The following is a 9,135-nucleotide window of genomic DNA, read 5'->3' as shown; positions in this document are numbered from 1 at the left end:
TCTTCTTACTACGTACGAGAGCGCCCCGAGGTTCACCGGGAGTGGCATAAATGCTGAACCTTCCGCCGGGCCGGTGCGTGGAAAGGGGTGAGGGCGCGCCTCACGGGGCCGCCGAGGCGAACGACGAGGAGGGAGGCACGATGGCGGACCTCGCCATGGACTACGACAAGCTCTACGCCATGCAGCGCGGGCTGCACGCCCTGGTGGAGCGGGCGGACACGGCCGGCGGCATCGGGGCCTGGCAGGAGATCGGGGACGGCACCGCCACCTCCAACGAGTCGATCTTCGGCAACTACGAACTCTCCTACGAGTTCCAGGTGTTCTACGGCCTGTCCAAGACCCGGATCGACGAGGGCAAGGACAAGCTGGAGCGGTTCGGCGACATGTTCGGCGGCGTCGCCGACGCGATGCTCCAGCAGGACGCGACGCTGGCGAGCAACGCGCTGGTTATGGCAGGTCAGACGCTGCACGACCGGTGGCTCGGCGAGAAGGAGGCCGTCGAGAACTGGGAGGACCGCAACGACGCCTGGAACTCCTACCTGGAGGAGATCGGCGCGTCCGACTACTTCGACGAGCACCCGGACGCCGACATCTGGGAGGTCTGCTCGAACCCGGAGGCCCCCGAGTGGTGCCAGGCGTGGAAGGACGACTACGGCGAGGACCGGCCCGCCCCGCCCGGCGAGCGGCCCCCGGACCCCGAGGACGACCAGCCCACCCACATCTGGCTGGAGGACGAGGACGGCAGCAGCGTCAAGGTGTGGCTGGAGTTCGACGACGACCACAACGTCATCGGCGAGAAGACCACCGTCGACACGGGCAACGGCCAGGAGACCACCACCACCATCGAGTACGACGGCGCGCCCGACCCGAGCGAACCCGACGACGACGGCAACACCTACGACCGTCGGGACTACACGATCACCACCATCAACCCGGACGGCAGCGAGACCGTCTCCGAGGTGACCATCAACGAGGACGGCTCCGGCAGCCAGACCTCCACCACGACGTCGACCAACGACGACGGCGAAGAGGAGACCGAGGTCACCGAGTACACCCGCAAGGGGCCGAGCGGTGACGACGCCGAGTGGGTGGAGGTGGACGAGGACGACTGACCGCCGGCGCCCGCCCGGCCATCCGACGGACGTCACCCAGACGAGACCTTGACGAGCAGGAAGTGAGTGGTCATGCCCAACATCAGCATCACGTACGAGGAAGTCGAGTCCGCCGCCTCCGCGATGAAGAGCTCCAACAACGACACCATCAGGCCGGCGAAGGACTCGGCCAAGGGCGCGATCGACGACGCCCTGGGCACCTCGTTGGTGCTGCCGGAGACCAACGCGGCGATCACCGACCAGTACAACATCCTCCACGAGCAGCTGGGTCAGCTCTGCGACGCGATCGACGGCTTCGCCGAGCAGTTCCGGCAGATCATGGAAGGCATGAAGGACTTCGACAAGCAGTACGCGGAGAACATCCGCAACCCGAAGTGAGGCCGGGGACATGGCAGACATCTCAGCCGACTACGCCGGCATCGCCGAGACGGCGGGCAAGCTCAGCACGCAGTGCAACATCATCGTGCCCGAGATCTACAGCCTGCTCAGCACGGTGGGCACGCTGTTGGACAACGGGCTCTACCTGGAGCAGGCGAGCCCTGCGCTGAAGACCGCCTACGAGGAATTCAGCAAGTCCATGCACATGGCGGCCAGCAACATCCAGAACTGGGCGAACCTGTTCACCAGCCTCAACGACGCGTTCCAGAACAACGACGCGGAGCTGTTCGCCGCGACGCTCTCCAGCATCGACGGCGAGGGCGGCCTGGAGGTGACCGCCGACGAGGTCACCACCGACACCGACGACCCGCCGGAGTGGAACGACTCCGAGGGCCTGGACGGCACCCCGGTGGAGTGGAACGACGACCGCACGGAGATCAGCCAGAGCTGACGCGGCCGTCGCACCACCGGGGGCCCGGACGCCGCGTCGGCGTCCGGGCCCCCGGTCCTTCCGGCGTCCTCCCGTTGCTCCGGCGGGCTACTGGAGCACGGTCAGCGGCACCTGCACGGCCCTGACCCGGCCGTTGGGCCCCGCGGTCCAGGCCCGGCCGGGCACGGCGCCGCCGCGCAGGTGCTCCGGCGTCAGGCGCGCGCCGATCAACTCGCCCTCGTTGAGCCCCTTCGGGCCGAGCAGCAGACCACGCCGGCCGCGGCGGGCCACGCCGATCCACCCCATGGTGGTCATCGACTCCGCGGGCGCGGCGAGCAGCAGTCCGTGGCCCCGGTCGCGCCCCGAGGAGCCGACCTGCCGCAGTGGCCGGTCCAGCCGGCTGTTGACCAGGAGTTCCGCGTCGTCGACGACGACCACGGCCGGCCGGTCGGCGACCTCGGCCAACGCCTCCTCCAGCACCTCGGGGTCGGGGTCGACCTCGGCGATCACCCGCGCCAGCCCGTGCCGGGACAGCTGCCGCAGCGGCGAGTCCCTGGGGGTGAGCACCACCAGCGAGGTGCCGCTCATCACCAGCGAGACGCACATCGCCGCCAGCGCGGTGGAACGCCCGCTGTGCGGCGGCCCGGCGACCAGGAACGAGCCGGAGCCCTCGGCGAAGTCGTAGCCCAGCACCCCGCCGTCGTCGCCGCCGACGCCCAACAGCGCCCACAGCGGCCTGCGTTGTTCGTCCGTCATCTGGTCGGCGACCTCCTGGAAGCCGACCATCTCCGGCAGCGAGGCCATCGCGAACGGCCGCTGCTCGTCGGCGACCCCGCCGTCCCGCAGCGTCGCCTGCCGGCCGATGGCCCGCAGCGCGTCGGCCTGGTCGCCGCCCTTGGCCAGTGCGGACAGCGGCAGGGTGAGGACCTGGCCCTCCACGCCGCCTGGCGAGGACCAGCCGCGTCCCGCGGGCACGTTCTCGGGGACCACCCTGCGGTTGACGCCGACCACCGCGTAGTCCATGCGGTCGGCCTGGCGCAGCATCAGCCGCCGGTCGTTGTGCTGGCCGGCCCTGCCGCCCAGCAGCATCCGCTCCGAGGTGGCGATCACGTGGAGCCCCGAGGTGGCGCCCTCGCGCAGCAGCCGCAGCAGGTCGTCCGTCGCCCGGCCGCCGTCCTGCTTCTCCAGCATGGTGACCAGCGCGTCCCAGCCGTCGATCAGCAGCAGCAGGTGCGCCGGACGCTCGGCGGGCGCCAGCTTGGGACGCAGCTCCGTCAGGGACGACACGTCGTGCTTGGCCAACAGCGCCTGCCGCCGCGTCAGTTCGTCGGTCATCCGCCGGATGAGGCGGTCCAGCCGCTCCCCGTCGTGCCGGGGCACCACGGCGCCGCAGTGCGGCAGGGACTCCAGCGCCGCCAGGCCGCCGCCTGCCGCGTCGATGCCGTAGATGTGCAACTGGTCGGTGGTCAGGTGCAGCGCCGCCGACCCGGCGATGGTGCGCAGGGTCTGGGTGCGGCCGGAGCGCGGGGCGCCGATGACGTACAGGTGGCCGAAGACACCGAAGTCGATGTGCCCGAGCCGCTGGTCCTGGTGGCTCGGCAGGTCGAAGAAGATGTACGGCACCGGGGGCAGCCGGGTGGCGCCGGGGCGGGGATCGCCCTTCGGCGCCTCCATCGGCATCGTCGGCGGCAGCGGCGGCAGCCACGGCCTGGGCTGCGCCTCGAAGTCCTCCAGCGCCTCGGCCGCCGCCCGTACGGCGTCGACCAGCGCGGTCAGCTCCGTCGGCGGGTCGCCGGGGCGCTCCTCCCCCTCGGCCTCCCGCGCGTCCTCGTCGAGTTCCTCCTCGCCGATGACCGGCGGTTCGTGGACGAACTGCGGCGCCGGCAGCGGCTCACCGAGCTGGTCCAGGCTCAGCTCTGCGCCGCGCGCCGTGCGGGGCTTGGGGCGCTCCACGCCGTCCGCGCCCTCCGGCGGGCGCTCCGCGCCGGCCCAGGCGGTCTGGAACGGCAGCGGCGGCCCGTCGCCGCGCCGCACCAGGGCGCGGCCGGGCGTGGAGGGGGAGATGGAGGCGGCGGTCGGCGCGTTGATGATGTCGGTGCTCTCGGTGCGGTCGGTGACGCGCAGCGCGATGCGGAGGTTGGTGTTGGCGCGGATCTCGTTGGAGACGGCGCCCGCCGGCCGCTGGGTGGCCAGCAGCAGGTGGAGGCCGAGGGAGCGTCCCCGCTGGGCCAGGCTGACCAGTCCGGGTACGAACTCGACCAGTTCCCTGACCAGCGTGGCGAACTCGTCAATGACCAGCAACAGCCTGGGCAGCGGCGGGAGTTCGGGCTCCCTGGCGCGGCGGGCCTGGTACTCGCGATGGTCCTTGACGCCGACATCCGCCAACACCTGCTCGCGGCGCCGCAGTTCGGCGTCCAGCGAGGCCAGGGCGCGCTGGACCAGATGGCCGTCGAGGTCGGTGATCATGCCGAGGGTGTGCGGGAGTTCCGCGCACTCCCGGAACGCGCTGCCGCCCTTGTAGTCGATCAGCACGAACGTCAGCTCGTCCGGCCGGTTCACCGCGGCCAGCGAGGCGATCATCGTCTGGAGCAGCTCCGACTTGCCGGCGCCCGTGGTGCCGCCGATCAGGCCGTGCGGCCCGTCGGTCACCAGGTCCAGATAGGTGGTCCCGTCGTAGCCGGCGCCCACGGGGAAGCGGGTGCTGGCGGGCGCGCGTTCCCAGGCGCGCACCAGCGCGGCCGGGTCCGGCGGCTCCTGGCCGAGCAGCGGCAGCAGCCGCACCTCGGAGGGCATTCCGGCGTCGGACTCCACGGTGACGTCGCGCAGCGGCGCCAGCGCGCGGGCGGTCTGCTCGCACCACTCGGGGGTGACCTGGTCGGCGCGGATCTCCGAGACGGAGGGCGTGCCGGAGACCCGCATGGTCAGCCGGTTGCCGCTGGCGGTGACGACGGCGGCGCACTCCTCGGGGAGCAGGTACTCGCGCTCGTCGAGGCAGAGGCTGTAGATCCGCACCGGCGGTCCCTGCCGCAGGATGCCGATGACGCCCGGCACGTCGCGCAGCCGGTAGGCGCCGTCCATCACGACCAGGATGTCCGGCTCGTTGGGCACGGCGGCGCGCCCGGTGTTCTGCCCTGCGGCGGCGATGCGCGACTGGACGTCGGCGTACAGCTCGCTGACCCGCCGGGTGGTGGAGGTCTGGTCGCGGCCGAAGGAGACCAGCGGCGAGCGGGCGCCGGGCCGGACCGGGCGCAGATGGCGCAGCCAGCGCACCCAGGCCCACTCGGCGGTGTGCTCCTCGTCGGTGAGCACCACGATGCGCAGGTCGCGCGGGCTGTGCAGCACGGCGGACTGGGCGACGGCCCAGCGGGCGACGGCCCGGACGGTCCGTTCGTTGCCGGTCATGCCCAGCACGCCGAGCAGCGGGAGTTCGGCGCCGACCGGCACGTCGGCCAGCCGCCAGTTGACGCTGCGGTGGTTGCTCTCGCGCGCCTGGTCGGAGATGCGCTTCAACGAGGCACGCGTGACGGTGCCCAGCCGCAGCGTCAGATAGTCGCCGTGCGGGCGGCGGCGTTCCCACAGCTGGTGGCCGGGGCCCCTGGCTATCTGGAGGACGGCGGCCGGGTCGGGCGAGGCCGTGTTGCGCTGGTGGCGTTCCTCCACGGTGGCGCGGCGCATCTCGCGCTCCAGCGCGGCGCGGCGCAGCCGGTAGCGGCGGACCTGCTCCTCGTGGCGCTTGCGGTTGGTGCGGCGGCCCAGCATCCAGTTGCCGAGCGCCATCAGCGGCGTGAAGAGGATCAGGATCAGGAAGTAGAACGACCGGAAGATCGCCACCATGGCCATGCCCATGATCATCGGGGAGATCATCAGCATGAACGGGAACGGGCGGGGCCCCTGCGGCGCCGGCGGCCCGGGAAGGGTCAGGTTCTCGGCGTCCAGGTGCGGCAGGATGCGCGGCGGGCGGCTGTACTCCAGCGTCATCCCGTCGTCGGACAGCCGCACGGCGGCGTCCGCCTCGAACGGCGCGGCCAGCCGCAGCAGATGGTCGCCGAGGGTCAGGTCGGCGAAGGCCGGCCACGGCGCGGACCCGTCGCTGGGCGGCGGGCGGTAGCCGGGCGGCGGCAGCGGCTCGGGCTCGGGCAGCCCGTCCTCGCCGGCGGGCGGCGGCTCCTCGCTGTGCCCGCCGGGGCCGCCGTCGCGCGAGCCGGCCGGCTCCTCGTCCGTGAGCGGCGTGCCGGTCTCCGGGTCGACGGGCGGCGGCGGGGTGAGGCTGCGCAGCCCGCACTCCTCGGGGTCGGCGTCCTCGGGCAGCCGGAAGCGGACCGTGCCGTCGGCGTTCACCGTGATCCAGGTGCCGTCGGGCGGGGTCGCCGACTCCTCGTGGACGCTGCCCTCGGGGGCGTCGGGGCTGGGGTCGGCCAGCCGGATGGCGCAGCGGCGGTCGGTGCCGACCTCGTAGGTGCCGGGGCCCAGCCGCCAGACCTGGCCCGCGCCGGGGCCCGAGACGTGGCGCAGTTCGAGCAGCACGGGGTCGGTGGCCGGCGGGTCCCAGGCGTCGGCGGAGTCCTCGTCGACGAGCACGGGGGCGTCGAGCCCCAGCAGCACGCCGTCGCGGACGCCGCCGGCGCCCAGCGGCGTTCCGGAGTCCAGCAGCTGTTCGCCCAGGTACAGGCGCGGCGTCGACAGCACGGCGGCGAGCTCGGCGACGGTGGCGTCGCTCGGCAGGTCGAGCAGGTGGTCCGTCCGCCGCCCCTGGGGGTCGGCGGTGGTCAAGGTGAGCTTCAAGGGCCTTCCAACGGTGTGTTGAAGGGTGGCGGGGGGCGGAGGGGGTCAGGAACGCGCGGGGCGCGCCGAGGGCAGCGGGGTGTCCGGTGCCGCGGGAACGGGCGTGGGCACGGCCTCGGCCTCGTCCTCCTCCTCGGTCTCGGCGACCGGCGGGGCGGTCAGCCCGGAGGGGGTCGGGGTGGACGGCAGGGCGTCGCCCTCCTCGTCGACGGCCTCCTCGTCCAGCTCGGCGAAGGTCCGCGCGGTGCTGTCGGTCTCCCCCGCGGGCTCGCGCGGCAGCACCGGCGGGATGTCGGTGAGCACCTTGGCGACGGCGCGGCTGAGCGCGTTGCCCTCGGCGAGCAGGGGCGTGCCGACGACGCGGACCTGGCCGGTCCTGTCGGTCAGCACGATCCGCAGGTAGGCCCGTCCCTCGCCGAGCAGCAGCAGCCGCAGCTCGGGGAAGTCGCTGGGCGGCGCGGTGAGTTCGGGCGGCAGCGGGTCGGGCAGCTCGGCGGCGATCAGCACCGGCGCGATGCCGGCGCGCGGCTTCAGCCGGTCGGCGGCGCGGTGCGCGACGCGGGTGGGCATCCCCTCGTAGCCGCGGTGCACGCCCTCGGCGATCACGACCATGCCCTGCGGGAGCCGGACCTCGACCTGCGCGGCCAGCGCCTGGTGCAGGGCGACGGCGGCCCGGCTCTCGCCCTCGACGCAGACCACGGGCGGCCCCGAGCCGAGGTCGAGCAGGCAGCAGCCGCCCTCGGCGGCGCCGACGGCGACCAGCACGGGCGGCGCGAGGTCGGGAACGGGCACCACCGGCGGGAGTTCGGCGCGTTCGGCGCTCCAGTGGTCGGGGGTGTCGCCGTCGGCGACCCACCAGGGGCCGTCCTCGGGCGGCTCCTCGCCGAGCCCGGTCAGCAGCACGGTCACCGTGCGGTCGGTGATCAGCACCGCGTACGGCCTGGAGCGGCTGTCCCTGGTCGCGTGCCGGGCGGCGGCCAGGGCGAGTTCGGCGTCCCGCCAGGTCTCCGGCGCGCGCAGACCGTGGACCAGGACGCGCAGCGAACGCCGGTGGCGCAGCCACGCCTTGACGGGCGCGGCGAACGCGTGGGCGGTGACGGCGCACTCGCGCTTCACCCGTGCCCAGGCCGCCCCCCAGCCGCCGAGGCGCATGGCCACCGCGCGGATGATCAGGAACAACACCAGGAGCACGGCCAGCAGGCCCAGCACCTTGAAGATGGTGTCGCGGTGGCGGTTCAGAAAGTCGAGAGGGTCGGTGGTCCTCATCCGGCCGGGAACTCCCGTCGCAGGGTGGACAGAGCGTAGTGCACCCGGGACTTGACAGTTCCCTGGGGTATGCCCAGTAAACGGGCCGTCTCGTCGCGGGAGCGGTCACAGAGGTGCACGTGGACGAGCGCGTCGCGATGGCGGGGGCCGAGTCGGGCCAACGCCCCGGTCAGGGCGATGCGGTTGACGACGGTCTCCGCCATGTCCGGGGTGTCGGTGGCGCGTTGGAGCAGGCCGGCGGGGGTGATACCGGTCGGTGTGCTCCGGTCACGGCGACGGGCGTCCACGGCCAGGTTACGCGCGACGACGTACAGCCAGGCGGCGAGGCGGTCGTCGTCCTGCCGGGAGCGTGACTCGTCGTCGGCGAACTCGTCGGAGGCGAGCCAGGCGCGGAGCATCGTCTCCTGGACGATGTCCTCGGCGCCGTGCGGGTCGCCGCCGGTGAGGCGGTTGACGTAGCGCAGCAGGCGGTTGCGGTGGCGCTCGGCGGCCGGGGGGCGTTCCACCGCGGGGTGGCGTTCGGCGGCGGCGCGGCGTTCGGCCGCGGGGTGGTGGTCGGCCGCGGGCGGTGGCTGGTGCCGGGCTGCGGCCTTGGCCGCCCGCGGTGCGGGTGGCCGGGAGGGTTGTGTGTGCATGGGGTCGGCTCCAAAAGCGCACTGTGGATGGCGCCTTACGAGGCTGAGGTGCTGTCCGGCGGGTCCTCGCGGGACGCCCGTCGCCGTCGCCGACGTCTCGCCGGGATACCGAACTCCCCCGTGTGGCTACGTGCGTGGGGCGCTCCGGTACCCGGCGACGCGCCGTCCGCGGCGTCGCGCGTTCCCTACGAAGTTCCCCCGGACCGACCTTAGGCCGTGGAGGGCTGGAAGAGGGTTTCGATTGGGTTGCTTCTCTATGGTTTATAGGGTCGAAAGGCATCACATGTAGCTCAAGAAAAGCTCTGAACTTGATTTTTTTCGTTCAGTGCCGTGCCGGAGACCGTACGTCAGCGGCGCCGTGACCTGCTACCGCTGCCCCCGAGGGCAGAGTTCGGACGTCCGGCGGAACGACGCGGAGAGGCCGCGGAAAGGGTGACCGGCCGGTAGCTTCCCGGTTTCGCGGAGGCGGTCCTCCTGCCGGGCGGAGAAACGAGCGGGGAAACGGGCGGGGAAACGGGCACGTTTCCCGGGG

General features: G+C 72.9%; 6 protein-coding genes. 3 read left to right on the top strand and 3 right to left on the bottom strand.

The genetic code is table 11. From position 1 onward, the window contains the following. The first annotated feature begins 140 nt into the window (after window positions 1-140). The 3 genes from FH715_RS18950 to FH715_RS18940 all read left to right on the top strand — a co-directional run bounded on the left by FH715_RS18950 (window position 141) and on the right by FH715_RS18940 (window position 1,941). The gene (locus FH715_RS18950; RefSeq protein ID WP_139646889.1) at window positions 141-1,112 is read left to right on the top strand and encodes a serine/arginine repetitive matrix protein 2; all 972 of its coding nucleotides are present in this window, start codon (window positions 141-143) and stop codon (window positions 1,110-1,112) included. Between the two features lie 72 nt (window positions 1,113-1,184). Next, complete coding sequence (locus tag FH715_RS18945; protein WP_139646887.1) at window positions 1,185-1,490, top strand: hypothetical protein; 306 nt, start codon at window positions 1,185-1,187, stop codon at window positions 1,488-1,490. A gap of 10 nt (window positions 1,491-1,500) precedes the next feature. Next, window positions 1,501-1,941, top strand: coding sequence for a hypothetical protein (locus FH715_RS18940; protein WP_139646885.1), 441 nt, complete (start codon window positions 1,501-1,503; stop codon window positions 1,939-1,941). Window positions 1,942-2,028: 87 nt separating this feature from the next. Here FH715_RS18940 and FH715_RS18935 read toward each other — a convergent pair whose 3' ends face one another. The 3 genes from FH715_RS18935 to FH715_RS18925 are packed head-to-tail and all read right to left on the bottom strand — an operon-like array spanning window position 2,029 to window position 8,603. Then, the gene (locus FH715_RS18935) at window positions 2,029-6,702 is read right to left on the bottom strand and encodes an FtsK/SpoIIIE domain-containing protein (protein ID WP_139646883.1); all 4,674 of its coding nucleotides are present in this window, start codon (window positions 6,700-6,702) and stop codon (window positions 2,029-2,031) included. A 45-nt stretch (window positions 6,703-6,747) separates the two neighbouring features. Then, window positions 6,748-7,968: a hypothetical protein gene (locus FH715_RS18930; RefSeq protein ID WP_139646881.1), complete on the bottom strand. Its 1,221-nt coding sequence runs from the start codon at window positions 7,966-7,968 to the stop codon at window positions 6,748-6,750. Continuing rightward, window positions 7,965-8,603 (bottom strand): sigma-70 family RNA polymerase sigma factor, encoded by a 639-nt coding sequence (locus FH715_RS18925; RefSeq protein WP_211367708.1) that lies wholly within the window; start codon window positions 8,601-8,603, stop codon window positions 7,965-7,967. Before FH715_RS18925 ends, FH715_RS18930 begins: the two co-directional genes overlap by 4 nt. Between the last annotated feature and the right edge of the window lie 532 nt (window positions 8,604-9,135).

It is taken from the genome of Streptomyces sedi, assembly GCF_006335015.1.
Taxonomy (GTDB): Bacteria; Actinomycetota; Actinomycetes; order Streptomycetales; family Streptomycetaceae; genus Streptomyces; species Streptomyces sedi.
The sequence above is the reverse complement of the archived record's forward strand: the minus strand, read 5'-3'. Positions and strand labels throughout refer to the sequence as shown.